Annotated in this window: 25 protein-coding genes and 1 tRNA gene; 14 read left to right on the top strand and 12 right to left on the bottom strand. The window is 44.6% G+C overall.

Annotated features, from left to right (window positions below):
* Positions 1-140 precede the first annotated feature (140 nt).
* Positions 141-1,778, top strand: a complete 1,638-nt coding sequence (hcp, locus tag G5A70_RS09720; protein ID WP_173749451.1) for a hydroxylamine reductase — start codon at positions 141-143, stop codon at positions 1,776-1,778.
* Positions 1,779-2,312: 534 nt separating this feature from the next.
* The gene (locus G5A70_RS09715) at positions 2,313-3,335 is read left to right on the top strand and encodes a virulence RhuM family protein (RefSeq protein WP_173749450.1); all 1,023 of its coding nucleotides are present in this window, start codon (positions 2,313-2,315) and stop codon (positions 3,333-3,335) included.
* Positions 3,336-3,618: 283 nt separating this feature from the next.
* Here the strand turns inward: G5A70_RS09715 and G5A70_RS09710 are convergent, their stop codons facing one another.
* Together G5A70_RS09710 and G5A70_RS09705 are read right to left on the bottom strand one after the other, a co-directional pair.
* Positions 3,619-4,953, bottom strand: a complete 1,335-nt coding sequence (locus G5A70_RS09710) for an MATE family efflux transporter (protein WP_173749449.1) — start codon at positions 4,951-4,953, stop codon at positions 3,619-3,621.
* Between the two features lie 86 nt (positions 4,954-5,039).
* Positions 5,040-5,112: transfer RNA gene (locus G5A70_RS09705), tRNA-Lys, on the bottom strand.
* Between the two features lie 209 nt (positions 5,113-5,321).
* On the opposite strand from G5A70_RS09705, the gene G5A70_RS09700 reads away from it, so the two are divergent.
* Together G5A70_RS09700 and G5A70_RS09695 are read left to right on the top strand one after the other, a co-directional pair.
* A complete protein-coding gene (locus tag G5A70_RS09700; protein ID WP_173749448.1) occupies positions 5,322-5,681 on the top strand; it encodes a BlaI/MecI/CopY family transcriptional regulator in 360 nt (119 codons plus the stop codon).
* A 10-nt stretch (positions 5,682-5,691) separates the two neighbouring features.
* Positions 5,692-6,900 (top strand): M56 family metallopeptidase, encoded by a 1,209-nt coding sequence (locus G5A70_RS09695; RefSeq protein WP_173749447.1) that lies wholly within the window; start codon positions 5,692-5,694, stop codon positions 6,898-6,900.
* Positions 6,901-6,966: 66 nt separating this feature from the next.
* On the opposite strand, the gene G5A70_RS09690 is transcribed toward G5A70_RS09695, so the two are convergent.
* On the bottom strand, positions 6,967-8,211 hold the full coding sequence (locus G5A70_RS09690) for a galactokinase (RefSeq protein ID WP_173749446.1): 1,245 nt from the start codon (positions 8,209-8,211) through the stop codon (positions 6,967-6,969).
* 183 nt (positions 8,212-8,394) lie between these two features.
* On the opposite strand from G5A70_RS09690, the gene G5A70_RS09685 reads away from it, so the two are divergent.
* Complete coding sequence (locus G5A70_RS09685) at positions 8,395-9,285, top strand: AraC family transcriptional regulator (RefSeq protein ID WP_173749445.1); 891 nt, start codon at positions 8,395-8,397, stop codon at positions 9,283-9,285.
* A gap of 69 nt (positions 9,286-9,354) precedes the next feature.
* Here the strand turns inward: G5A70_RS09685 and G5A70_RS09680 are convergent, their stop codons facing one another.
* Both G5A70_RS09680 and trmB read right to left on the bottom strand, forming a co-directional pair.
* Entirely contained in the window at positions 9,355-9,504 is a 150-nt protein-coding gene (locus tag G5A70_RS09680; RefSeq protein WP_173749444.1) for a hypothetical protein, read from the bottom strand.
* 61 nt (positions 9,505-9,565) lie between these two features.
* Complete coding sequence (trmB, locus tag G5A70_RS09675; RefSeq protein WP_173749443.1) at positions 9,566-10,219, bottom strand: tRNA (guanosine(46)-N7)-methyltransferase TrmB; 654 nt, start codon at positions 10,217-10,219, stop codon at positions 9,566-9,568.
* 350 nt (positions 10,220-10,569) lie between these two features.
* Between trmB and G5A70_RS09670 the strand changes: the two genes are divergently transcribed.
* The 9 genes from G5A70_RS09670 to G5A70_RS09630 are packed head-to-tail and all read left to right on the top strand — an operon-like array spanning position 10,570 to position 19,080.
* Positions 10,570-10,881 (top strand): hypothetical protein, encoded by a 312-nt coding sequence (locus G5A70_RS09670; RefSeq protein WP_173749442.1) that lies wholly within the window; start codon positions 10,570-10,572, stop codon positions 10,879-10,881.
* 4 nt (positions 10,882-10,885) lie between these two features.
* Positions 10,886-11,926 carry a V0D/AC39 family V-type ATPase subunit gene (locus G5A70_RS09665; protein ID WP_173749441.1) on the top strand — a complete coding sequence of 347 codons (1,041 nt, stop codon included), beginning with the start codon at positions 10,886-10,888 and terminating at the stop codon, positions 11,924-11,926.
* 18 nt (positions 11,927-11,944) lie between these two features.
* Positions 11,945-13,900 carry a V-type ATP synthase subunit I gene (locus G5A70_RS09660; RefSeq protein ID WP_173749440.1) on the top strand — a complete coding sequence of 652 codons (1,956 nt, stop codon included), beginning with the start codon at positions 11,945-11,947 and terminating at the stop codon, positions 13,898-13,900.
* Between the two features lie 38 nt (positions 13,901-13,938).
* Positions 13,939-14,370, top strand: coding sequence for an ATP synthase subunit C (locus tag G5A70_RS09655; RefSeq protein WP_173749439.1), 432 nt, complete (start codon positions 13,939-13,941; stop codon positions 14,368-14,370).
* A gap of 13 nt (positions 14,371-14,383) precedes the next feature.
* Positions 14,384-14,692: a V-type ATP synthase subunit F gene (locus tag G5A70_RS09650; RefSeq protein ID WP_173749438.1), complete on the top strand. Its 309-nt coding sequence runs from the start codon at positions 14,384-14,386 to the stop codon at positions 14,690-14,692.
* A 16-nt stretch (positions 14,693-14,708) separates the two neighbouring features.
* Positions 14,709-15,296: a V-type ATP synthase subunit E gene (locus G5A70_RS09645; protein ID WP_173749437.1), complete on the top strand. Its 588-nt coding sequence runs from the start codon at positions 14,709-14,711 to the stop codon at positions 15,294-15,296.
* The gene (locus G5A70_RS09640; protein WP_173749436.1) at positions 15,289-17,055 is read left to right on the top strand and encodes a V-type ATP synthase subunit A; all 1,767 of its coding nucleotides are present in this window, start codon (positions 15,289-15,291) and stop codon (positions 17,053-17,055) included. The genes G5A70_RS09645 and G5A70_RS09640 overlap by 8 nt, the downstream gene beginning before the upstream one ends.
* Before the next feature lie 14 nt (positions 17,056-17,069).
* Positions 17,070-18,458 (top strand): V-type ATP synthase subunit B, encoded by a 1,389-nt coding sequence (locus G5A70_RS09635; RefSeq protein ID WP_173749435.1) that lies wholly within the window; start codon positions 17,070-17,072, stop codon positions 18,456-18,458.
* Positions 18,459-18,462: 4 nt separating this feature from the next.
* Positions 18,463-19,080: a V-type ATP synthase subunit D gene (locus G5A70_RS09630; RefSeq protein ID WP_173749434.1), complete on the top strand. Its 618-nt coding sequence runs from the start codon at positions 18,463-18,465 to the stop codon at positions 19,078-19,080.
* Between the two features lie 52 nt (positions 19,081-19,132).
* Here the strand turns inward: G5A70_RS09630 and G5A70_RS09625 are convergent, their stop codons facing one another.
* Genes G5A70_RS09625 through G5A70_RS09595 form a run of 7 tightly spaced genes read right to left on the bottom strand, consistent with a single transcriptional unit; the run spans position 19,133 to position 25,576 of the window.
* Positions 19,133-20,788 (bottom strand): sensor histidine kinase, encoded by a 1,656-nt coding sequence (locus tag G5A70_RS09625; RefSeq protein WP_173749433.1) that lies wholly within the window; start codon positions 20,786-20,788, stop codon positions 19,133-19,135.
* Entirely contained in the window at positions 20,785-21,462 is a 678-nt protein-coding gene (locus G5A70_RS09620) for a response regulator transcription factor (protein WP_173749432.1), read from the bottom strand. Before G5A70_RS09620 ends, G5A70_RS09625 begins: the two co-directional genes overlap by 4 nt.
* Positions 21,463-21,467: 5 nt before the next feature.
* Positions 21,468-22,121 (bottom strand): phosphate signaling complex protein PhoU, encoded by a 654-nt coding sequence (gene phoU, locus G5A70_RS09615; protein ID WP_173749431.1) that lies wholly within the window; start codon positions 22,119-22,121, stop codon positions 21,468-21,470.
* Positions 22,121-22,876: a phosphate ABC transporter ATP-binding protein PstB gene (pstB, locus tag G5A70_RS09610; protein WP_111920569.1), complete on the bottom strand. Its 756-nt coding sequence runs from the start codon at positions 22,874-22,876 to the stop codon at positions 22,121-22,123. Before pstB ends, phoU begins: the two co-directional genes overlap by 1 nt.
* A gap of 9 nt (positions 22,877-22,885) precedes the next feature.
* The gene (gene pstA / locus G5A70_RS09605) at positions 22,886-23,764 is read right to left on the bottom strand and encodes a phosphate ABC transporter permease PstA (protein WP_173749430.1); all 879 of its coding nucleotides are present in this window, start codon (positions 23,762-23,764) and stop codon (positions 22,886-22,888) included.
* Entirely contained in the window at positions 23,757-24,629 is an 873-nt protein-coding gene (gene pstC / locus G5A70_RS09600; protein WP_173749429.1) for a phosphate ABC transporter permease subunit PstC, read from the bottom strand. The genes pstA and pstC overlap by 8 nt, the downstream gene beginning before the upstream one ends.
* 26 nt (positions 24,630-24,655) lie before the next feature.
* Positions 24,656-25,576 carry a substrate-binding domain-containing protein gene (locus tag G5A70_RS09595; RefSeq protein WP_173749428.1) on the bottom strand — a complete coding sequence of 307 codons (921 nt, stop codon included), beginning with the start codon at positions 25,574-25,576 and terminating at the stop codon, positions 24,656-24,658.
* Between the last annotated feature and the right edge of the window lie 437 nt (positions 25,577-26,013).

Raw genomic sequence — 26,013 nt, 5'->3', positions numbered from 1 at the left:
CCGTTTCCACTTACACTATTCGCCCCAGCATAGCTGGGGGATTAGACTTTTCATTTATGTGGTTATAACAACATATTTTCTTCTTTTTGTATCCTATAATCAACCTCATGAAACGAAAACAACCCACAGGAGGATGAAAAATGGAACAGAATATGTTTTGCTATCAATGTCAGGAAACTGCCGGATGTTCAGGCTGCACCAGAATGGGTGTCTGTGGAAAGACGCCCCAGGTCGCTGCCATACAGGATTTACTCATCTGGGTAACCAAGGGCCTGTCCGCCGTTACCACACAGCTTCGCAAAGAAGGGCAGGATGTTGACCGAAAAATCAATCATCTGATTACCCGCAATCTTTTCACAACCATTACCAATGTGAATTTTGATAACGAATCCATTACCGCACAAATGGAAGAAACACTCCGGGTAAAAGACGGACTGCTCTCCCGGATAAAAGACCGTGAATTACTCCCAGAAGCGGCGCTCTGGACGGGAACAGCTTCTGACTTTTCTGTAAAAGCAGCTTCTGTCGGTGTTTTGTCCACAGAAAACGAAGATATCCGCTCTCTGCGTGAACTGATTACTTATGGTTTAAAGGGATTATCCGCTTACACGAAACACGCCAATGCTCTGCTGCAGGAAGATGAAGAAACAGACACTTTCCTTCAGCGGGCTCTGGCCGCCACACTGGACGATACCATGACTGCAGATGACCTGGTAAATCTCACTCTGGAAACCGGCAAATACGGAGTACAGGGCATGGCGCTTCTGGACAAAGCCAATACGCAGGCCTACGGAAATCCGGAAATTACAAAGGTCAAGATTGGCGTGGACAAAAATCCGGGAATTCTGATTTCCGGCCATGATTTGAGGGATTTGGAAATGCTGCTGGAACAGACACAGGGCACCGGCGTAGATGTGTACACTCACTCTGAAATGCTTCCTGCCCACTATTACCCTGCCTTTAAAAAATATGACAACTTCAAAGGCAATTACGGAAACGCGTGGTGGAAACAGAAAGAAGAATTTGAGGCCTTCCACGGCCCGATTCTCATGACAACGAACTGCATTGTGCCGCCTAAAGACAGCTACAAAGACCGTCTGTATACCACCGGAGCGGCAGGCTTCCCTGGCTGCAAACACATTGACGGCGAAATCGGCGAGACTAAGGATTTCTCCCCGCTGATTGCGCAGGCCAAAAACTGTCCGCCTCCTACAGAACTGGAACAGGGTGAAATCATCGGCGGCTTTGCCCACGCACAGGTACTGGCTCTGGCTGACAAGATTGTGGAAGCAGTACAATCCGGATCCATCAAAAAATTTGTCGTTATGGCAGGCTGTGACGGACGCGCCAAAAGCCGCAATTACTACACTGATTTTGCAAAAGCACTTCCAAAAGACGCTGTGATTCTCACGGCTGGCTGTGCAAAATATAAATATAACAAACTGAATCTTGGTGATATTGGAGGAATTCCCCGCGTACTGGACGCAGGTCAGTGCAACGACTCCTACTCCCTGGCTGTGATTGCGCTGAAACTGAAGGAAGTCTTTGGACTGGATGACATCAACGAACTTCCTATCGTGTACAACATTGCCTGGTATGAGCAGAAAGCCGTTATTGTCCTGCTGGCGCTGCTGCACCTGGGCGTGAAGAATATTCACCTCGGACCTACGCTTCCGGCATTTTTAAGCCCGAATGTGGCAAAGGTGCTGGTGGATAACTTTGGTATTGCGGGGATTGATACGGTGGAAAAAGATATGAAAGAATTTGGGCTTCTGTAAAAGAAAAAAAGACTGCCATATCCATGTACGTTCGGATATGGCAGTCTTCTATATCATATAATCTAAGGAGTTTTATAGTTTATCCCTTCACGCCTCCATTGGTAATGCCGCCGATAATCATCTTGGACAGCAGAATAAGCACTACCTTTGACCCGGAAGCAGTCTCAGCTGGATAATTTCTGATTGACTTTCACCGTCGCTTCAGTTATATTATTGTTAGCGATTAGATTGCAGATATTTGTAAATCCTGCAATCGGGGAGGGTGTCGAGGACCCTCTCCTTTTTCTTTATGTTAAAAGACTATTTGTGGAGAAGCACATATGAGTAAACCATTTATTACATACACCGTGCAGATTAAAGAACTTAAGAATGAAAAAATCTTATAAAATAGCTTGCCTAATATACTCACCGCTGTTGAGCCATCGCAGGCTCAACGATGGTCAAATACTGTAATAAGTTGCAGTATTTATTTAACCTATGGAAACATTTTATTAAAAATAATTCTGATGATTAAGGATTGGATGATGATATACAATGGCTGAAAATAATAAATTGCAAATCCGAAATAGCACCGTAGATTTCCTTGTTTTTACAAGAGATGCGCACGAAGATGGTATCGAAGTTCGTGTGCAGGATTCCGATGTTTGGCTGACACAAAAAGCGATTGGGCAGCTTTTTAATGTAGACAGAAGTGTCGTCACAAAACACCTTAAAAATATTTATGAAAGCAAGGAATTATCTGAGGATTCAACTTGTGCAAATTTTGCACAAGTTGCGGATAATGGCAAAACCTATCAATACAAGTTTTATTCCCTATCTGCTATTATTGCAGTTGGTTATCGCATCAACTCTGGCAGAGCAACTCAATTCCGGCAATGGGCAACAAAAGTGCTAGATACCTTTACCAAGCAGGGATATGTTTTGGATAAGAGTAGATTAATCAACGGCCAAATCTTTGACGAGGATTATTTTGATCATCTGATTTCTGAGATACAGGAAATTCGAGCCAGCGAGCGCCGTTTTTATCAGAAAATCACGGACATCTATTCCACTGCCGCTGACTATTCCCTTGATAGTCAAATTACCAAAGATTTCTTTGCAACAGTACAAAATAAGATGCACTATGCCGTTCATGGTAATACCGCAGCAGAGGTCATTGTAGCAAGAGCGGATCACACCAAAGAACATATGGGATTAACATCTTGGCATAATGCTCCCCACGGAAAAATTGTAAAGGCAGACGTTTCAATCGCAAAGAATTACCTATCCGCTGCTGAAATAAAAGAACTGAATGAAATCGTTACGATGTATCTTGACTATGCTACAAGACAAGCCAGACGGCATATCCCTATGACGATGGCAGATTGGGCCTCCAAACTGGATGCATTCTTGCAATTCAACGATGCGGAAGTCCTGCAAAACAAAGGAAAGGTCACTGCCGCAATCGCCAAAGCATTTGCAGAAAGTGAATTTGAGCAGTATCGTGTTATCCAAGATTGTTTGTATCAGAGCGATTTTGACCGCCTTGTAGCCAGAACTGAAGAAAACAAAGAATAGAGGGCGATTGTCTGTCAGTAATATCCCATCCGACAACCCCCGCGCCCGTCAGGACAAGGTTCGGAATGAGATAATCACTTTCTTGAGATAAAATATCTGAAAATATTAACACTGTATCGGAATATCTATGCCCTCCATGAACGACTGTTTTCATATCGAACTTATATGGATATTCCAGATACACTATCACATAAGAAATCAGCTATTTCAAAAAATGGTTCAAAATACAGATATAGAAAGAATGATTTCTTTAACGTTGTTATCGCATTTCGTTGTTTGCTTCCTATATCATACTTCTCTTCCAACTTCCCTTTTTATAAAATCCCACAGAAAGCAGGGTTCCAAGCGTCCAGCCCACAGGCCAGGAAAGCCAGATTCCCACAGCGCCCCAGAACTTTGCAAAAACAAATGCCAGCACTACTCGCAGCAGCAAATCTGCAAAAGTGCTGACCATGAACGCTTTCATGGCTCCGCTGCCTCTTAACACCCCGTCTGAGGTCAGCTTCAGGCAAATCAGGAAGTAAAAAGGCGTTACAATTCTACAGAATTGAATTCCCGTATTACGGGCAAGTTCCGTACTGCCCTCGTTCATAAACATATCCAGACACGGCCCGGCAAAACCGAACAGGAGGATAAAAGCCACCGCTGCAACCCCAAGAGCCAGAAGAACTCCTGTCTTAAATCCTTCTTTTACCCGCTGGGTCTTGCCTGCCCCCATATTCTGGGCCGTAAAACTGGATACACTGTTTCCAATGGTTGTGAAACAGGTAATACTAAACGTATTCAGCTTAATAGCCGCCGAGTATCCTGCAATAACCGAGGAACCATAGCTGTTAATCAGCCCCTGGATAAACATGTTTCCCACGGAAACAAAGCTCTGCTGCAAAATACTGGGAACCGCTACCACCGCAATCTTCTTCAATTCCGAAACACTAAACTTCGGATATGGTGCCTCTGTCCGGATTTCCCCTATCCGCTTTTTCAAAACAGCCAAAGACAGAAGACATGCCACACCCTGAGCCAGAAAGGTCGCCCAGGCCACACCTGCCACACCCATATGAAAATCTGCTACAAACAGCCAGTCCAGAAAAACATTGCCCAGAGAGGATGCAATAAGAAAATACAGGGGTGTCCTGCTGTCCCCCAGGCTGTTAAAAATTCCTGTTGCTACATTATAAAGAAATAAAAACACAAAACCGCCAATGTAAATCTGCAGATACAGCTTACCGTCTGCAAAAATATTTTCCGGTGTATTGACCAGCCTCATCATACCGCCGGAAGCGAAAATCCCCAATACCATCAGCAGCGCAGACAGCACAAAGCCGCTGATAATAGCTGTGGAAACTGCGGATTTCAGGTTTTCGTACCGCTTTGCCCCAAAAAGCTGGCTGACAATAATGGTACAGCCTATTTGACAGCCAATGGCAACTGCCATAAAAATCATGGTAATGGGATAGCTGGCTCCTACTGCCGCCAGAGCATCTTCCCCTGCAAATTTTCCGGCAATGACACTGTCGGCAATATTATACACCTGCTGAAAAATCACCCCGATAAACATAGGAAGCGAAAATCGCCATAGTACGGAACCGGGACGTCCTGTTGTTAAATCTTTTATCATATCGTATTCCTTTCCTGCAACACACTTCTGCCAAACAAAAAACACCGTCCCCGCAGCTCTACGTCTGCAAAAACAGTGCCTTTCAGTGCGCCTTCAGGGACTCGAACCCTGGACAAATAGATTAAGAGTCTACTGCTCTACCAACTGAGCTAAAGGCGCTTGTTTATTTATTTGTATTGCTTAATGCAAGAAGTATTATAACCGATTGATTTACAAAATGCAAGATTATTTTTAACATTTTTATGTTTTTATTTTGAAACATTTTATAATTCCTTTACAAATAATTTGTTTTGTGGGATTGACAGATTCGGACTATCGTGATAGTCTAACAGTATACTATTGCAATAGTCTAAGAGAGGTAACTAATTATGAACATCAAAATGTATGAATCTGAATTACATGTCATGGAAGTTTTATGGGAAAGAGGTGATTTGCCGGCAAAAGAAATTGCCGGAGTTCTCAATGAGAAAATCGGTTGGAACAAAAATACCACTTACACAGTGATTAAAAAGTGTATCAGCAAAGGCGCTGTCCAGCGTTACGGAACAAATTTTATGTGCAGACCGCTGATTACCCGGAAACAGGTGCAGGTTTTTGAAACCAATGAATTAATCGGCAAAGTCTTCCACGGCTCCCGGTTGGAATTTTTCAATACTTTTCTAAAAGAAGAAACCTTTACACCGGAAGAACTGGATGACCTGAAAAAGCTGATTCAGAAAATAGAATGAGGGAATTTCTATGGTTTATTTTGAAATTGGTCTATATATGCTTTTGCAGCTGCCTTTTTTGTATCTTATCCAAAAAACGGCGCTGAAAAACTGTTCCGGAAATAAGAAACTGCGGCTCTGGAAGCTTTTTATAATCCGTGCCTTTGTGCCCTGCTCGATTCCGTTTACCATTGGAATCACACACACACTTCCTCTTTCGGGCAGTACAAACACAACTTACACAGGTACAAAAGAAGGCCTTTACAATGCCGCAAAACACCGTTGGGATTTTACATCTGTCTTATTGGGTATCTGGATAGCGGTTGCTCTGACACTGCTTTTCCTCTATCTGCTGCTATATGCCAAAAGCAAACAGATTTTACTGCAGTCCGTACCTATGACAGAAGAAGAAATACAAGCGTTTCTGCCCGTATGGGCTGACTGGAAAGTCCCCCTTTCTTACTCTGACCAGTGTACTTCTCCAGTAGTCTGCGGTATCCGAAAGCCCGGAATTGTGTTTTCCCGTAATGCGAAGGGTTTATCCGTATCAGATAAACGACTTATCCTTCTTCACGAATACATGCATATCAAGGGGCATGATAATTTGTGGAAATTCCTTTCCGGTCTGGTTGTTTGTCTCTACTGGTTCAACCCTCTGGTGTGGCTGTTCTATTTCAAATTCAGTCAGGAACTGGAGTTATGCTGTGATGAACGGGTTCTGCACTTTCTGCATACTGCAGACGCACGGAAAGCCTATGCCAACAGTATTCTGCACTTTGCTGTTTTAAGAAACGGATTCCCTCTATTTGAAAGTGGATTCGCAAAGAACGAAACAAAAGAAAGGATTGTAGCCATTATGACTTATAAAAAACATAAAAAATTTTTATTCTCCGCTTCTGCGGCTCTGATATTGTGCGGTATCACTTTGTTTACTGCACCGCATATAAAAGCTCAGGAAAGCAACGATGTCAACACACCCATGACCGTGCAGAATAACGACGAGACAAGTATGCAGGCCGAACTGCCGGAGGAGGAACTATCGGAAGAATATCCGTCGGACGCTGCCGATGCCTTTGAAACAGCTGACTTGAATATCGCAGATGCAAATCTGGATGGACTTGTAGAATTGGCTGCAAATGGCTCTCTTTCAGAAGAAAAGACAACGGCTGTCATAAACGCTTTTCATGAAAGAAATCGTAGAATTTGTGCGGAGTATGAAAAAGCCCATACAACGAAATAATTGATAAAAGGCTGTTGTATCCATATAAAACAGAATACAACAGCCTCTAAATTTAATTTCATTCCTTTATTTTTCCAAATGCACAGCCCCATATTTCCGAATACGCAGCGGATAAATATTCTCCTTATTCATAAACTTGGAGAGATACTGTACATATGCCTCTACATCTTTTTCCGCAACAATACTCATAATCACTCCCGCAAATCCGCCGCCATGAACTCTGCAGCATCCGTCTTTGACTTTTTTCAGGAAAAATTCAGTCAAAGCCAGATACAGCGTAATTTTCTGCTCTTTATAGTTGGACAGAGAGCAGCAATTCTGCAGAAGTTCCCAGGAAGACCTGCCGGATTCTTCCAGAATCTTTAACAGTTTTTCACCGTCTCCTTTGGCAATGGCTTCTGTCGCCTGATTTACTCTGTCGTTTTCTGTAAAGAAATGAAAAGCTCTCAGAATTCCTCTGTCGTTTTCGCAGTCTTCCAGAATTTCCGGCAGTTTTTCCATAAGGGTTTCCATGTCGCTTTCCGCCAGTCTGGATACCCCCAGACGCTTGGCAATTTCCTTCATCTCTACCGGAACGTCACTGTACTCCTGACTTAAATCTGCATGTCCTTTCCCTGTATTTACAATCACCAGTCGGTATCCGAAATCTTCAAAGCCAAAATTCAGCTTTTCATAAGACACATCTTCAGAAAAATCCAGCAAAATCGGGCCGCCAACAGCACAGGCCATCTGGTCCATAAGTCCGGAAGCCTTGTCCCAGTAGTGGTTTTCTGCATACTGACCGATTTTCGCATAACTGGTGTAATCCAATTTTCCATCATTGAAAAAATAATTTATCATAGAACACAATAACATTTCAAAAGATGCGGAAGAGCTGACACCGGCAGAACTGATAACTTCTGTGGAAATATAAGCCCGGAAACCGGAAATCTGGAATCCAAATTCCTGCACTGCTTTTATCATTCCCGCAACCAGGGAAACCGTTCCATGGTTTTTGGGCACTTTATCCACTTGTGTCACATCAATCACTACGCGCTTTTCATAGCCTTCGCTGACAATTTCCACAATCTTGCTGTCATTGGGAAACGCGGCGCCGATGGTATCCATATTGATGCTGGCTGCTATGACTTTTCCTCCGTTATGGTCTGTATGGTTTCCCACAATCTCTGTTCTTCCCGGCGCAGAGAAAAATTCCATCTGGCTGCTCTGAAAACACTTTTCATAATTTTCCGCCAGTTTTTCAAAACGCTGGCTGCTCTTTTCCGTTTCCCCGTACACTTCTTTTAATAACATCTCATTTGGTATCTGCATATCCCATTCTCCTTCATTTTTATTGCCTGACGCTTTCTACTTCCCATTATATCCGTCCCACCAATCGCCGCCATAAAAATACTGCACAAAACCAGTAATATATTGCGAAAATATTTTAATTATAGTAACATAGAAAGAAAAAACAGAATTATATTGAGATATTCTGTCTTATGGGAGATTGTCATGCAGATTGTTACCAACCAATTTCAGAAAGAATTAAAAGAACATGGAAATTATGCTTTTCCCCTTCTGGTCAGTCAGGAAAGCCTCTCTAAATATGAATCCGGTTCCTTCCTCTGGCACTGGCATCCGGAAATTGAACTGACTTACATTACCAGGGGAGAAATGACTTACAAAGTCAACCACAACACCTATCATCTGCACCCAAAGGACGCGCTGTTCGGCAACACCGGAACCCTGCACATGGGCTGCCGGTATGAAAATCAGGACTGCGAATATACCTCCATTACCTTTGACCCCAAATTAATCTACGGATATGACAACAGCATTGTTTACCAAAAATACGTAAAACCTGTGCTGCAAAATTTCTCACTGCCTGCCATACACTTAAATGGAGCAGAGTCCTGGCACGCGGAGGCCTTGCATTGTATTGAGGAAATGATTCGGATAAATACGGAACAGTCCCGCACTTTTGAAATAGAAATGATAGTGAAATTAGAACAGTTCTGGCAGCTTTTGTTTCTGCATGCTGTCTCTGCTTCAGAAGAAATGCCTTTTGACAAGCGCAATTATGAAAGAATACGGGATATTTTATCTTACATTGAAAACAACTATGCTTCGCTTCTGACTCTGGATGATATTGCTGAGCACATACACCTGTGTAAAAGCGAGTGTTCCCGCATGTTCAAAAAATATATGAAAATGTCTCTGTTTGAATTTATTTTGCAGTATCGCATTGAAAAGAGTGTGGAATATCTTGGGAACACCAGTTATACCATAACGGAAATTGCCCAGCGGGTGGGTTTTCATGATTCCAATTATTTTACTAAGGTGTTTCGGGCGCAAAAGGGATGTACCCCGTCGAAATTTCGGAAGAATATGCAGGACTTCTGAATACCATACACAAAAAGGGCGCAATTGCAAGTATTCCAACGCTTTGCAATCGTGCCCTTTTCTTTCTTTTCACTTCTTCTTAATCCGCACCGTTCCCAGTGTCTTCTCTACTTCTTCTATGGATTTCAGCACCTCTGCCGACTTCTTCCCGGTTCTGCGGCTCTCATAAGCCCACTGGAAAAGCGCACCCTGCATGCCGCTGCCTTTTTTCCTTGCCATACGCACCTGCACAAAGTTTCTTTTCTATATCTTATGTCTTACACATTCCCTGGTGCAGGTTCTATCTGGCCGCAATCAGCTTGTGAATGGGATTTCCCATAGAGGAAAATTTCTCCTCATACTCGGTCATCACATTTCCCTCATTGAGCGCCGGGTCATGGTGCAAATCAAAGGTATGGGCCACCAAGTGCCACTTACTCTCCTGAATTTCCTCCAGAGAAAACTCAAACAACTCGCGGTTATCCGTCTTAAATTCTATCACGCCTTCTTTTGCCAGAATCCGGTCATATCTTTCCAGAAACTGCCTGGAAGTCAGTCTGCGCTTGGCATGGCGCTCTTTTGGCCAGGGATCGGAAAAATTCAGATAAATCTTTTCCACCTCTCCCTCATCAAAAACAAGGGGAAGCTCTCTTGCATCCATGCGTATAAAAAACAGATTCTTTGGCCGAGTTCCCTGCTCTTCCCTCTCTTCCATTTTCTGTAAAGCCCGCAGCAGCACACTGTCGTACATCTCGATTCCCACAAAATTCACAAGGGGATTTCTCTTGGCCATATCCATAATAAACCGGCCTTTTCCCATGCCTACCTCGATGGAGATGGGATTGTCATTGCCGAAAACTTCCCGCCATTTCCCCTTTTTCTCCTGTACGTTGTGAACAACATAGTTACTCTCTTCAATGGCGTCCTTTGCACCCGGTATATTTCTAAGCCTCATTGGGTTTTCCTGCCTTTCATGGTCATTTTCACTTTAAGAGTATAGCTGATATATACGATAATTTTCAAGAGATTTTTGAAAAATACAGATTGCATGAACGTTCCATAAACCACGAAAATCCGTATCATTCTGTGGCATAAATATTTTTCTCCTCATTTCGTCGTTTTTCTCTCTATCGTCTTTCTCTTTCTGCATTTTTTTTGCATTTAAAATAGATTCCCTCTGTTTTTCATATACTTTCTATTCATTCTACCTGAATTTTCCAAAATCGAAATACAATTTCATATGACTTTTTCTCTAAAATGGTGTATGATAAACAGTGCAGAATATATTATGAAGGAGGAGAGCCTATGGAAGACATTATCAGCAAGCTTGCAGAAATAGAAGCTGCCGCCTCCCATATTATGGACGATGTCGCAGAGCAGAAAAAACAACTCGCCCGGGAATATGAGGAATCCATTCAGAACTTTGATGATACCATAGACAGGGAAGTTCAGGAAAAGTCTGAGACTATCCGCAGAGAACTGGAAGTCCGAATGAAAGACGAACTGGCAAAGCAAAGGTCTGAAACGGAAACTGTTTTAAGCCAGATGGAAAGTTACTACGAAACTCACCACTCCCAGCTGGCAAAGCAAATCTATGATAAAATATTAAGGATGTGATACTATGGGAAGTCTGCTTTCATACAGCGGTCTGTCCACGAAAATCCGTGCCATGCAGAGTAAACTCATCCGGGAAAGCCAGTATCAGGAGATTTCCCAGATGGACTCTGTTACCCAGGTGGTTGCCTATCTGAAAAAGCAGCCGGGATTTTCGGATTTGTGGGCCGACCTTGACGAAAACAGCCTGCACAGAGGCGATATAGAAAAGCTTCTGGTTCATACCATACATCAGAATTTTGCCAAACTGTACCGCTTTGCCAACCCGCAGCAGAGAACTTTCATGGCCCTGTATTTTAAACGCTATGAACTCTCTGTCATGAAGGACTGCCTGCGGAAAGTCTTTGACAAGGGTCACGCAGATTTGGATTTGTCGCTGTTCAAAGAATTTTTCGACCGACATTCCAGACTGGACATTGAAAAGCTGGCTGCCTCGTCTACAGTTGCAGAATTTATCAGCAATCTGCAGGGTTCTGAGTATTATGCCCCGCTCATAAAACTGGGCGGCGACTCCACACCCAGTATTTTTGATTATGGTATGGCGTTGGACCAGTATTACTTTGCCAACATCTGGTCTGTAAAAGAAAAACTGTTTAAAAAACGGGATTTGCAGGAAATCACCAAAGCCTATGGCAATAAATTCGACATGCTGAATCTGCAATGGATTTACCGTTCCAAAAAATATTACCATATGGCGCCGGTGGACATCTATGCACTTCTGATTCCCGTTCATTACCGCCTCACCAAAAAAGAGATTTCTTCGCTGGTGGAGGCCGCGGATGAAGAGGAATTTCGGAGAGTTCTGGATACCACTTACTATAAGAAACGTTTCCCCGCCCTTGCCCCGGAGAAACTGGAAGATTTCTACAATCTGAATCTGAAAACGATTCTGGAAACAGAGGCAAGAAAATATCCACACTCAGTAATTATGATTTACTCATACCTCTATCACAAGGAGCATGAGGTTGACAGGCTGACAACAGCGGTCGAATGTGTCCGCTATGGACTTTCACCTGCTGAGACCATGGATTATATTGCAAAAACTTAATAACTCGGAGGTGATTACATGATTGAGAAAATGAAATTCTTAAGCATTACCGGTCCGAAATCTGACATTGATCGAGTGGTAAACCAATACCTCTCCAAATACGAGATTCATCTGGAAAATGCCATGGCCCAGCTAAGCCAGATACAGCATTTATCCCCTTATATCCAGATAAATCCATATAAAGATTTGCTCTCCAGGGTCAATGAATTCGCCGGACTGCTGAAGAATCCCAAAGATGTTCCCGTGGGGGATATTTCTCTTGAGGAAATTCAGGCTCTTGTAGACTCTCTTGGCAGCCGAATTTCCAAAATCAATGGAACATGCGAAAAACTCGCCGAGGAACGCGCTTCTCTGACAGAGGATTTGAAGTGGATGACTCCGTTTCTCACTCTGCCGGAAGATATCGACAAGCTGATTCATTACCGCTTTGTCCAGGTGCGTTTCGGAAGAATCCCGGTAGAATATTACGGCAAATTTAAAGAATACGTTTATGACAACCTGGATACCATGTTCTTCCCCTGCCATCAGGACGATTATGTATGGGGACTTTACTTCGTGCTCTGGACGAAAATGGAACAGGTGGACGCCGTGTTCTCTTCCATGCATTTTGAACGTATTTATCTGAAAAAGGACCATTATTTTGGTACACCGGAAAAAATTCATGCAGAACTGGAAGCGCGGCTGGAAAATGTAAACCGGGAATATACCCGCTGCCAGGAAGAAATGCAGGCGCTTTTAGAAGGAGATGCCAAATCCATTCTCTCCGCCCAGGCTGCTTTAAACGCGCTTTCCACCAACTTTGATGTGCGCAAAGTGGCCGCCTGTGTCAAAGAACATCAGGAAACATTCTATATATTATGCGGGTGGATGAGCGAAGGGGACTGCAAGTCCTTTATGGCAGAAATTGAACATGACCCCAACCTGTTCTGTGTGGTGGAGGACGACCAGAACCAGGTTCGCTGCAAGCCCCCTACCAAGCTGAAAAACCCGAAAATTTTCAAACCTTTTGAAATGTATATCAAGATGTACGGTCTGCCGGATTACCATGAAATCGACCCCACCATCTTCGTGGCGCTGACGTATTCCTTTATCTTCGGCATCATGTTCGGAGATGTGGGACAGGGACTTCTCCTGGCAGTCGGCGGTTTCCTGCTCTATAAGCTGAAAAAAATGGATTTAGCCGCTATTATCGGAACTGCGGGTATCTTCTCTACTTTCTTCGGTTTTATGTTCGGAAGTATTTTCGGATTTGAAGATATCATCGACGCCGTATGGCTGCGGCCTTCGGAAGCCATGACTTTAGTTCCGGGACTTGGAAATATGAATACCGTGTTTGTGGCTGCTATTGTATTTGGTATGTTTTTGATTCTCATTACCATGATTTTCCACATTATCAATGCCGTAAAGGTCAAAAATGTGGAGGGTATCTGGTTTGACCAAAACTCGGTCTGCGGTCTGGTGTTCTATGGAGCCCTTACCCTCTGTGCACTCCTGTATCTTACGGGAAATGCCCTTCCGGCAACCATTGTTCTGGCTGTGATGTTCCTTGTACCGCTGGTTATCATTATGTTAAAGGAACCCATTACCCGGCTGGCAGAAAAGAAAACACCTGCCATTGAGGGCAGCAAGCCCATGTTCTTTGTACAGAGCTTTTTTGAATTATTTGAAATTATGCTGAGTTTCCTGTCCAATACCCTTTCCTTTGTGCGTATCGGTGCATTCGCTGTCAGTCATGCCGCTATGATGGGCGTGGTTCTGATGCTGGCCGGTGCGGAAAGCGGAGGCAATATCAACTGGCTGATTATCGTGCTGGGCAATGCCTTTGTATGCGCCATGGAGGGCCTGATTGTAGGTATCCAGGTGCTTCGTCTGGAATACTACGAAATGTTCAGCCGTTTCTACAAGGGCAGCGGCAAGGAATTCCGTCCTTTCTTAAAGCATATAAACAGCAGACGGACTTCCGAAGAGGCATAAACCATACAAATTCATTTGATTTATAGGAGGATATTATTATGACAACCATGATTCAGATTCTTACAGCAGCAGCTTTGATTTTAAGCATTATCGTACCTTTCGGCGCTTTCTTTTTAGGAGAGAAAAATAAAAAACGCTATAAAAAATCCCTGGCCTGCAACTGTTTCTTCTTCTTCGGCAGTCTTTTCGTGGGAACGATTGTGATGCTCAGCGGCACTATGACTGCACATGCAGCCGCAGGCGGAGCTGATTTGGCCACCGGTATGGGTTACATCGGCGCGGCGCTGGTTACCGGACTTTCCGGCATTGGTTCCGGTATTGCGGTTGCAAGCTCTGCCAGCGCTGCTTTGGGAGCTATCAGCGAAGACGGTTCTCTTTTTGGTAAATCCATGATTTTCGTAGCTATGGCCGAAGGTATTGCTTTATACGGTCTGATTATTTCTTTCATGATTCTTGGTAGACTGGGATAACAGGTGATGTCTTATGAAAATGTTTTTAATCAGTGACAACATTGACACCTATACAGGTATGCGTCTGGCAGGTGTAGAGGGGGTTGTGGTGCATGAGCGGGAGGAACTCCGGCAGGCTTTAGAGAGCGCCATTTCAAACAAAGAAAACGGTATCATTCTTCTGACCGAAAAATTCGGCAAAGAGTTTCCCGATATTATTGACGACGTGCGTTTAAACCACCGTCTCCCCCTGCTGATTGAAATTCCTGACCGGCACGGTACAGGACGCGCCCCGGACTTTATTACTTCTTATGTAAACGAAGCTATTGGACTAAAATTATGACAAGAAGGTGATAGATATGACAACAGAGGAAAAACTGCAGCATTTCTATGATGTTTCCATGAACAGTGCACAGGAAGAGGCTCAAAAGGCCATTTCCGAATACCGCGCTTCTCTGGAGCAGGAAATGGAACAGCACAAACGGGAAAAACAGGCTGCTTCTGACAATCGGTTTAAAATAGAATCTGAAAATGCTGCCAGAGAAATCAACAAGGCACTGTCCGCAGAACACCTGCATATTAAGAGAAAACTCTCTAAAAAACAGCAGGCTTTAAAGGAAAAACTCTTTGCAGAAGTAGAAGATTTGCTGAAAACCTTTTGCCGCCAGCCGGAATATACAGACTGGATGGAAGAGAAAATCCGCGCCGCTCTTGCAGTTGCGGGAAACGACGAGGTGAAGATTTATGTAAACTCTTCCGACGCAGCGCTTTTAGAAGAACTGGAAAAACGCACAGGAATGACTCCTCTTCTGTCTGACACAGACTTTATGGGAGGTATCCGGGCGGTAATTCCCGATAAAAATATTCTGATTGACAACACATTCCTCACATGCTTTGAGAATGAAAAGGAAAGCTTTAACTTTGACGGAGGGATAAGACATGAGTAAAACCGGTATCATTTACGGCATTAACGGCCCTGTCATTTACCTGAAGGGGAATACAGGCTTTAAGATGTCTGAAATGGTTTATGTAGGACAGGAAAACCTGGTGGGCGAGGTCATTTCCCTGAAAAAAGACGCCACTACTGTACAGGTTTTCGAGGAAACCAGTGGACTGAAACCGGGGGAAACGGTAACCGCCAGCGGTGACGCTATTTCCGTCACTCTGGGTCCCGGTATTCTGGACAATATTTTTGACGGTATCCAAAGACCGCTTTCCGTCATTGCAGAGCAGTCCGGAAAATACATTTCCAGAGGTATGCAGGTATCTTCTCTGGACACAGAAAAACTCTGGGACGTGCACATGACCATTACAGAGGGCATGGAAGTATACGGAGGCACCATCATCGCAGAAGTGCCGGAAACAGCTTCTATTGTACACAAATCCATGGTGCCTCCCAACCTCCACGGTACGATAAAGTCCGTAGTATCTGACGGAAAGTACAACATTACCCAGACACTTGCTGTCCTGACTTTAGAAGACGGTACGGAATATCCGCTGAAACTGGCACAGAAATGGCCTATCCGTATTCCCCGTCCCACCAGCAAGCGTTACCCGGCTTCTAAGCCTCTGGTGACGGGACAGCGTATTCTGGATACTTTGTTCCCCATTGCAAAAGGCGGTACAGCAGCCGTTCCAGGCGGATTTGGTACGGGCAAAACCATGACCCAGCACCAGATTGCCAAGTGGTCTGACGCGGACATCATTATCTACATCGGCTGCGGCGAGCGTGGAAATGAAATGACCCAGGTTCTGGAAGATTTCTCCAAGCTTCATGACCCCAAGACAGGAAATGCTCTGATGGCTCGTACTTCCCTGATTGCCAACACTTCCAACATGCCTGTGGCTGCCCGTGAGGCTTCTATTTACACAGGTATTACCATGGCGGAATATTACCGTGACATGGGCTATGATGTAGCAATTATGGCGGACTCCACTTCCCGCTGGGCAGAAGCCCTGCGAGAACTTTCCGGACGTCTGGAGGAAATGCCTGCTGAGGAAGGTTTTCCGGCTTATCTGGCTTCCCGCCTGTCTTCCTTTTACGAAAGAGCCGGCATGATGCAGAATTTAAACGGCACAGAAGGTTCCGTGTCCATTATCGGCGCGGTTTCCCCACAGGGCGGTGACTTCTCCGAGCCCGTTACCCAGAACACCAAGCGTTTCGTCCGCTGCTTCTGGGGACTGGACAAATCCCTGGCCTATGCCAGACATTTCCCTGCCATTCACTGGCTTACCAGCTACAGCGAATATCTGGGAGATTTGTCCTACTGGTACAGCCAGCATGTGTCTCCGAAATTTGTGGATTACCGAAACCGCATCATGGCAATCTTAAACTCAGAAAGCAGTCTCATGGAGATTGTAAAACTTATCGGAAGCGACGTGCTGCCTGATGACCAGAAGCTGACTCTGGAAATCGCCCGCGTAGTACGCCTGGGCTTTTTGCAGCAGAATGCCTTCCACCCGGACGACACCTGCGTGTCTTTGGAAAAGCAGTTTAAAATGATGGAAATTATCCTGTATCTGTACAAGAAATGCAGAGCCCTAATCAATATGGGCATGCCGGTATCTGTGCTGAAACAGGAGAACATCTTTGAAAAAATTATTTCAATTAAATACGACGTGCCAAATGACCGCCTGGACATGATGGCGGATTACAAAGAGGCCGTGGACGATTTCTATAACACCGTAATGGAAAAGAACGCATAAGGAGGGACTGATTTATGGCAATAGAATATCTTGGTTTAAGTGAAATCAATGGCCCTCTGGTGGTTCTGGAGGGTGTCAAAGACGCAGCTTTCGATGAAATCGTGGAGTTCCGCGTTGAGGACGGCAGCCGCAAGCTGGGGCGTATTGTGGAAATCTATGAAGACAAGGCTGTGATTCAGGTATTTGAGGGAACGGAAAATATGTCCCTTTTGAACACACACACACGCCTCAGCGGGCATCCCATGGAAGTCGAACTTTCCCCGGACATTCTGGGACGTACCTTTAACGGTATCGGAAAGCCCATTGACCGCTTAGGGCCTGTGATTCCGGAAATGAAACTGAACATCAACGGTCTGCCCTTAAATCCGGTCACACGGGAATATCCTCGAAACTTTATTCAGACAGGTATCTCTGCGATTGACGGTCTGACCACCCTGATTCGGGGACAGAAACTGCCGATTTTCTCCGGAAACGGTCTTCCCCATGACCAGCTTGCCGCACAGATTGTGCAGCAGGCATCTTTAGGAAGCAACAGCGATGAGAAATTTGCCATTGTCTTTGCCGCAATGGGTGTGAAATACGATGTAGCGGAATTTTTCCGCCGTACCTTTGAGGAAAGCGGCGTATCCGACCATGTGGTTATGTACCTGAACCTGGCAAATGACCCGGTAGTGGAACGTCTGATTACTCCGAAGGTGGCATTGACGGCTGCAGAATATCTGGCCTTTGAAAAGGGCATGCACATTCTGGTTATCCTCACAGATATTACTTCCTTCTGTGAGGCCATGCGTGAAGTTTCCTCCTCCAAGGGGGAAATTCCTTCCAGAAAGGGTTATCCGGGCTATCTTTACAGTGAACTGGCCACGCTTTATGAACGGGCGGGCATTGTCCGGGGCGGTACGGGTTCTGTTACACAGATTCCCATTCTTACCATGCCAAACGACGACATTACTCACCCTATCCCCGACCTGACGGGCTATATTACCGAGGGACAGATTGTTCTGGACAGACAGCTGCACGGACAGTCCATTTACCCGCCGATTAACGTACTGCCTTCCCTGTCCCGTCTGATGAAGGACGGCATTGGTGAAGGATTTACAAGGGAAGACCACCAGGACGTAGCCAACCAGCTTTTCTCCTGCTACGCCAAAGTAGGAGATGCCAGAGCCCTGGCTTCCGTTATCGGTGAGGATGAGCTCTCTCCTCTGGATAAGAAATATCTGAAGTTTGGTACGGCCTTTGAAGAGGAATTTGTAGGACAGCGGGCCGACGAAAACCGAACCATTCAGGAAACACTGGATAAGGGCTGGGAACTTCTGGGCATGATTCCGAGAGAGGAACTGGACCGTATTGATACCAAGATTTTGGACAAATATTATCACCCAATAGAAGAAGAGAGGTGATTGCATGGACCCGAATACCTTTCCCACCAAGGGAAATCTCATACTGGCCAAAAATTCCCTGGTACTTTCCAGGCAGGGATTTGACTTGATGGATAAAAAGCGAAATATCCTTATCCGGGAACTGATGGACTTAATCGACCAGGCCAAGGATATTCAGTCTCAGATTGACGTGACTTTCCGCACGGCCTATGCGGCTTTGCAGAAAGCGAATATGGAAATCGGCATCAGCAATGTGCAGGAAATTTCCAGAACTGTGCCTGTAGAAAACTCCATTTCCATAAAGACCCGCAGTGTCATGGGAACGGAAATCCCTCTGGTGCGTTCCGAGCCTTCCTCAGACGCTCCCACCTACGCTTACTATGGCACCAAGGCGTCTCTGGACGAGGCAAGGGCTGCTTTTGAAAAGGTGAAAGAACTGACCATTCGCCTGTCCATGGTGGAAAATTCCGCTTATCGGCTGGCTGTGAATATTAAGAAAACCCAGAAGCGGGCCAATGCGCTGAAAAATATCACCATTCCCAAGTTTGAGGCATTGACAAAGAGCATTTCAAACGCTTTGGAAGAGAAAGAAAGGGAAGAATTCACCAGGCTGAAGGTGATTAAGAGAATGCAAAGCAAGTAAGAGAAAGACAAGGAGCTATCGGGAAATAGATAGCCCCTTGTCTTTCTCATTTTCACTCCGGTATCGTCAATATAAATCTGCTGCCTTCTCCCAGTGTGCTCTCCACCTTCACATCCGCACCTAAAAACATGCTTCCGTGCTTCACAATGGAAAGCCCCAGCCCGGTTCCGCCGATGGCTTTGGAATGGCTCTTATCCACACGGTAAAATCTTTCGAAGATGCGCATTTTATCTTCTTCTGATATACCGATTCCTGTATCCTCCACCACAATCTGCGCATTCCCTTCCACCTCGGAAATGTTCACCGTCAAACTGCCGCTCTGCTTGTTATATTTCAAACCGTTATCACAGAGATTATACAGCACCTCTTCCAGAATTACCTTCACGGTGTTCACCTTTACATGAGGGCCATAGAGATACAGATGAATATTTTTCTCTGCTGCACGCTCTTCCAGCCGTTTCAGAATTTCCCTTGCCGCTTCATACAAATCCACGTCTTCTTTTTCACAGAAAAACTTGCCTTCGTCCAGTTGGGAAATCTTAATAACATCATTTACCAGCGTAATCAGTCTTTGCGCTTCTTTAAAAATTCTGCCTGCAAATTTCTTCGTATCCTCCGGCTTCACAAATCCGTCATTGATGATTTCCGCAAATCCTGAAATGGAAGTCAGGGGTGTTTTCAGTTCATGAGACACATTTGCCGTAAATTCCCGGCGCATTTGTTCACCCTTCATGCGCTCTGTCACGTCCAGAATTACAATCACCGCACCGGTTACTTTCTTTTCCTTCCAAACCGGGTTTGCTGCTACCTGGCAGCTTCTTCCCTGAAATTCCAGATTCGTAACCATGTGTTTTCCTTCCAGCACACGCTCTATCAGATTCTGGAAGCCCTCGCTCCGATTCAGAGTCAGCACACTTCTGCGTCCGGTCTGGGCTTCTGCGCCCAACAGTCTTAAAGCACTGGAATTATAAGAAAGCACCTCTGTATGGGCATCGATGACCAGAAAACCTTCTTCCATATTTTCCGTAATAATGGAAAATTCCTCCTGCTGCCTTTTGGCCTCTGCAATTTCATGCTTCAAGGACTTCTGCTGACGGTTGATTTTTGTCAGAAGCGGCGCAATCTCATCATAAATCTGATTTTCTTCCGGATGTTCCAAATCCAGAGCGTTCACCGGATCCACAATATGGCGTGATACCCTTGAAGCAATCCATGCAGCCAGAGCCGTTACAGCCACCAGCATAATCAGCAGCGGCTGAATCATTCCCCGCAAAAGCGCCGGAAGATTGTACTGCACACTGGAAACTCTGAGAACGGTTCCATCTTTTAGTTTCATGGCATAGTACAGAGTCTTCCTGGAAAGTGTATCCGAATTCCGCACAGCCGTGCCGGAGCCCGTTTTCTGCGCTTCTTCGATTTCTTCTCTTTGGGCATGGTTCTCCATGGATTCCGAGTCTGCCACATTGTCAAAAAGCACTGTTCCGTCTTCATCAATATACGTCACACGCTCCGCCTGTGCCGGAAGGGCTTCCAACGCATCAATCCCGTCTCGCTCCACAGCAATGGCAAGGTAAGCTGCTTCTGTTTTCAATTCCTTTTGCAGCTGATTCCCGAAATAATGGTATAGAATCCCCAGCGTCACTCCCGTACATGTTGCCAGTACAATGAGAGAAACCGCAAAAATGGATTTAAAAATTCGTTTTGTCATGATGACCCTCCTATTTTATATCCCATACCACGGACAGTCTCAATATAATGCCCGGCATCTTTCAGTTTCTGACGCAGCGTCCGGATATGCACGTCCACAGTTCTGCTCTCACCGTCAAACTGATAGCCCCAGATTTTATCCAGAAGCTGTGCTCTGGTAAATACAATCCCCGGATTGGAGAGCAGAAGCAAAAGAATTTCAAACTCCTTTAACGTCAGGGTAATCTCCTCTCCATCTACCTTCACCTGATGTTTTTTCTGTGAAACATACAAATTTCCCAGGGTGTATTCCGTATCCGTACCTTCACTTTTTCCGCTCCTTCTAAGCAGGGCTTTCACTCTGGATACCAGTTCCATCATGCGGAAAGGCTTTGGAATATAGTCGTCTGCGCCGCTGTCCAGTCCTTTGACCGTATCGTATTCACTGCCTTTTGCAGTCAGCATGGCAATAGGAACCTGTTTTGTATCGCTGCGCTTTCTCAGCTTTTGCAGTATGCTCAGTCCGTCTTCTTCCGGCAGCATAATGTCCAGAAGAATCAAATCCGGCACCCTTTTCTCCAGGGTTTCCCAGAAGTCCGAAGGCATGGAAAAGCCTTCTGCTTCTATCCCCTGACTGTTCAGGGTATACACTACCAGTTCCCGGATACTTTCATCATCTTCAACTAAATAAACCATTCTCACTACTCCTGTCTGAGTTCTTGATGCGAGCCTGTAATGGAATATTCCACCCACTGGGCAATATTCTCGGCATGGTCTCCGATGCGCTCAAAATATTTGGCAATCATAATCAGGTCAATATAATACTCAGCATTTTTAGAATCCTTTTCCATCATGGCCGGCAGCTCTGTTTTTATTTTTAAGAATAAATCATCTACTACATCATCATATTTTACTACAGCTGCGGCTGCTTTTAAATCCTTTTTTACAAAGGAATTAATGCTTTCTGTTACCATTTTAATAGTGGCTTCCGCCATTTCCCCGATATGGATTTTGTGGGCAATTTCCTTTACCTGCATAAATCTGGCCATATCCGCAATATCCTGCGCCTGGTCTCCGATTCTTTCCATATCGGAAATCATTTTCAGCGCAGAAGAAATTTCACGCAAATCCTTTGCCACCGGCTGCTGCTGCAAAAGCAGCTTCATGCAAAGGGTCTCTATCTCACGTTCCTTGTGATTGACTTCCTCTTCAATCCGGTCTACATCGCTGACTCTGGTGTCCTCTGGATTTTGCAGCAGCTCTACGGCTCTTCGGATGGCTCTTTCACACAGCGACCCCATCTTAATCAATTCCACATTCAATTCTTCAAGCTGCTGGTCGAATCTCTTTCTCATTATCCAAACCTCCCCGTAATGTAATCTTCCGTTTTCTTATTCTTCGGCATGGAGAATATCTGCTCCGTCTCTCCGTATTCCACAACCTCACCCAGAAGGAAAAACGCCGTCTTGTCCGAAATACGGGCTGCCTGCTGCATATTATGGGTTACCATAATAATGGTGTAATTTTTCTTCAATTCCACAGCCAGTTCTTCAATCTTAGACGTAGAAATAGGGTCAAGGGCAGAAGTTGGCTCGTCCATGAGAAGCACCTCCGGTTCTACAGCCAGAGCTCTGGCAATACAGAGACGCTGCTGCTGACCGCCGGACATTCCCAGGGCGCTTAATTTCAAACGGTCTTTGACCTCATCCCAGATAGCCGCATTTCTAAGAGAACGCTCTACAATATCATCCAGCTTTACCTTAGAACGGATTCCGTGAGTTCTGGGACCATAGGCAATGTTATCGTAAATGCTCATAGGAAAGGGATTTGGTTTCTGAAACACCATACCCACTCTTTTTCTCAATAGATTGATATTCATGTTTCCGTAAATATCTTCCCCGTCCAGCAGCACTTTTCCTGTAATTTTACATCCCTCCACCAGGTCATTCATACGGTTTAAGGATTTCAGCAGTGTGGATTTTCCACAACCGGAAGGCCCGATAAAAGCGGTAATTTCCTTCTCCTGCAGTTCCAGATTAATGTTTTTCAGCGCATGAAACGCACCGTTATCATAATATAAATCCAAATTGGAAATCGAAAACTTACTCATAGTTTCTGTTTATCCTTTCTTAATCTTTCGCGCAATTCTTCCTGATATCCAGTTAATAATCAATACAATGAGCAGAAGCACTACGGCTGTAGCGTATGCCTGGTCCACATATAAACCTTCACTTGCCAGGGAATACATATGCACAGACAGGGTTCTTGTAGAAGACATCACACTCTTTGGAAGTTCTGCCACGGTTCCCGCCGTGTACATCAAAGCCGCCGTCTCTCCCACAATACGTCCGATAGACAAAATCACACCGGAAAAGATACCCGGAACTGCAGAAGGAAGAATGACAACGAAAATGGTTCTCAAGCGTCCTGCTCCCAGACCAAAGCTGGCCTCACGAAACGTATCCGGTACGGAAAGAAGGGCTTCTTCCGTGGTTCTCATAATCACCGGCAGTACCATAATAGCCAGTGTAAAAGCGCCTGCCAGCATAGAATAGCCCCAATGCAGGGTCGTTACGAAAAACAGCATACCGAAAAGTCCGTATACAATTGAAGGAATTCCGGTCAGGGTTTCTGCAGTCACACGAACCAGAGAAACCAGTTTATTGCCTTTTTTGGCGTACTCTACCAGATAAACAGCCGCCAGGATTCCCAACGGCCCTGCAATCAGCAGAGACAGCACAGTCATACAAATGGTATTGATAATGGCCGGAAACATGGAAACATTTTCAGAATTGTATTCCAACTGAAATAATTCCGGAGTCAGATTGGGAATTCCCTTAATGAGAATATATCCCACAATAAACACTAAAGTAAGCACAGTAAGCAGTGCGGCAAGTCCCACAAGTCCTGCCAGAATCAGAGAACCTGGATTGTGGGAATATGATTTTATTTTCTGTTTTGCGCTTTGTACATTAATTGGCTGAATTGCCTCATCCATTTGTTCCTCTCCTCTTTACCAATGAAAATAACAGATTAATCAGCAGAATAAACACGAACAGAACTACGGCTGTTGCGATTAGTGCATCTCTGTGCAGGTCTGTCGCATATCCCATTTCAATAACAATATTAGAAGTCAGAGTACGGACTCCTTTAAAGAGTCCCTTTGGCATACGGGGCTGATTTCCCGCAATCATAATCACCGCCATGGTTTCTCCAATGGCCCTTCCCACGCCCAGGATAATGCCTGCCATAATACCGGATTTGGCTGCCGGGACTACCGTAAAGAACACACTTCTTTCATGGGTAGCGCCCAGAGCCAGAGCGCCTTCATAGTAGCTGTTGGGCACAGCACGGATGGAAGACTCCCCTACGCTGATAATGGTCGGCAGAATCATAATCCCCAGCATGACCGATGCCGTAAACATGCTGGCGCCGCTTCCGCCAAATCCCAGTGTCCTTCCGAAAAAATCACGGACAAAAGGAACCAGAACCACCAAACCAAAGAAGCCGTATACAACAGAAGGAATTCCTGCCAAAAGGTCTACGGCTGGCTTCATAAACCGATACAGCTTTGGCGGACAAAATCTTGCCATAAAGATAGCGGTCAGGATTCCCACCGGCACACCAATCACAATGGCTCCAGCGGTTACATAAATACTTCCCAGAATAAACGGAAGAATCCCGTAAATATCGTTGCCCGGCTTCCATTTTTCTCCCAGCAGAAAGTCAAAAATTCCTATTTTGCCAATGGCTGGAACACCATTGGCAAACAGGAACAGACAAATCAAAACAACTGCCAGAATGGAAGCGCATGCACACAGGAGAAACACATATTTCATAACTGTTTCTTTGATGTCTTTCATCGCACTTTGCTCCTATTCCTCTGTGATTACTGTAAATCTTCCCAGTCGGTTACTTCACCTGTATAGATTTCTTTTACCTGGTCAGATGTAATATCTGTCATAGCGTTTTCGTTATTGACAATCACCGCAATACCGTCAAGGGCAATTTCCTGTCCCTTCAAACCAGCTTCTGTTTCAGAATCTTTTAACTCTCTGGAAGCCATTCCGATATCACATACACCGCTGATAGCAGATTCCATACCTGTTGTGGAATCGCTCTGCTGAATTTCGATTTCTGCATCCGGATTTACAGCTTCATATCCCTCTTTTAATTTTTCCATAACAGGCGTTACAGAAGAAGAACCTGCCACTACAATTTTTCCGGAGGGTTTGCTTCCCGCATAAGCGGCTGCGTCTGCAGCTGCTGCAATGTAACCGTTGTCTTCTACAATTTTCTGTCCTTCTGCACTTAAAATGTAATCAATGAAATCCTGTGCCGCTTCACTTACTTTATCTGTAGTAGCAATGTTGAAAGGACGGGAAATTTTATAAGTATCGTTCTTTACATTCTCTGCTGTTGCTTCTGCGCCATCTACTTTCAATGCCTTTACAGACTTATCCAGGGAACCTAAAGAGATATAGCCGATAGCCTGCGGGTCTCCTGCCACGCTGGTCATCATAACAGAAGTATTGTTGGTAACCTGCGCGTCTTCCGTTGTATTGTCAATTTTTTCTCCTGAATCATCTTTTTCTTCAATACCGAAAAGTTCAATAAATGCACCTCTTGTGCCGGAACCATCTTCTCTGGAAATTACCGAAATTTCTCCTGTAGGCGCCTCTGCGCTTGCTTCCTTATCAGAACCGGAGTCGCTGCCCGCATCAGAAGTGCTTTCTCCATTGCTTCCGCATGCTGCCATACCAAATACCATAACACCTGTGAGTACTGCTGTTAATACTTTCTTCTTCATTACCAGAATCTCCTTTTCACTGTAAATTTCGTTTTTTATTTATCCTTTAAATTTGTTTTGCTTTCCTGTTGACAACATCAACTATAAAAAAGTTTTGTAAAATCACCAATCGTAAAAAGGTTAAATATTTGTAAAATCCAAATTTTACAAAAGCAGACCCCCATTTTACATTTCACCTGTTTTTACAATATATAGTAGATACACAAACGTTCCTCACCTAAATATCTTCTACCCTTTTATAAATTATGGTAAACTGATATTATCAGACAATTATTTTAATTTTTTCGTTATTTCACCAAATTGTATTTCTTCCTGTTAAAAATTTGACTATAGAAAAATCAACTCTTTTTCTCCTTTTTTCCACAAAAAAACCCTTTTTATAACAAGTACACAAAACCTTTGTTCTTTATTTCTTTATGTAAATCACATTCATCCAC

Source organism: Blautia hansenii (assembly GCF_013304445.1).
In the GTDB taxonomy this organism is placed as follows: Bacteria; Bacillota; Clostridia; order Lachnospirales; family Lachnospiraceae; genus Blautia.
Note: the sequence above shows the minus strand (reverse complement) of the source record. Positions and strands in the feature narration are given on the sequence as shown.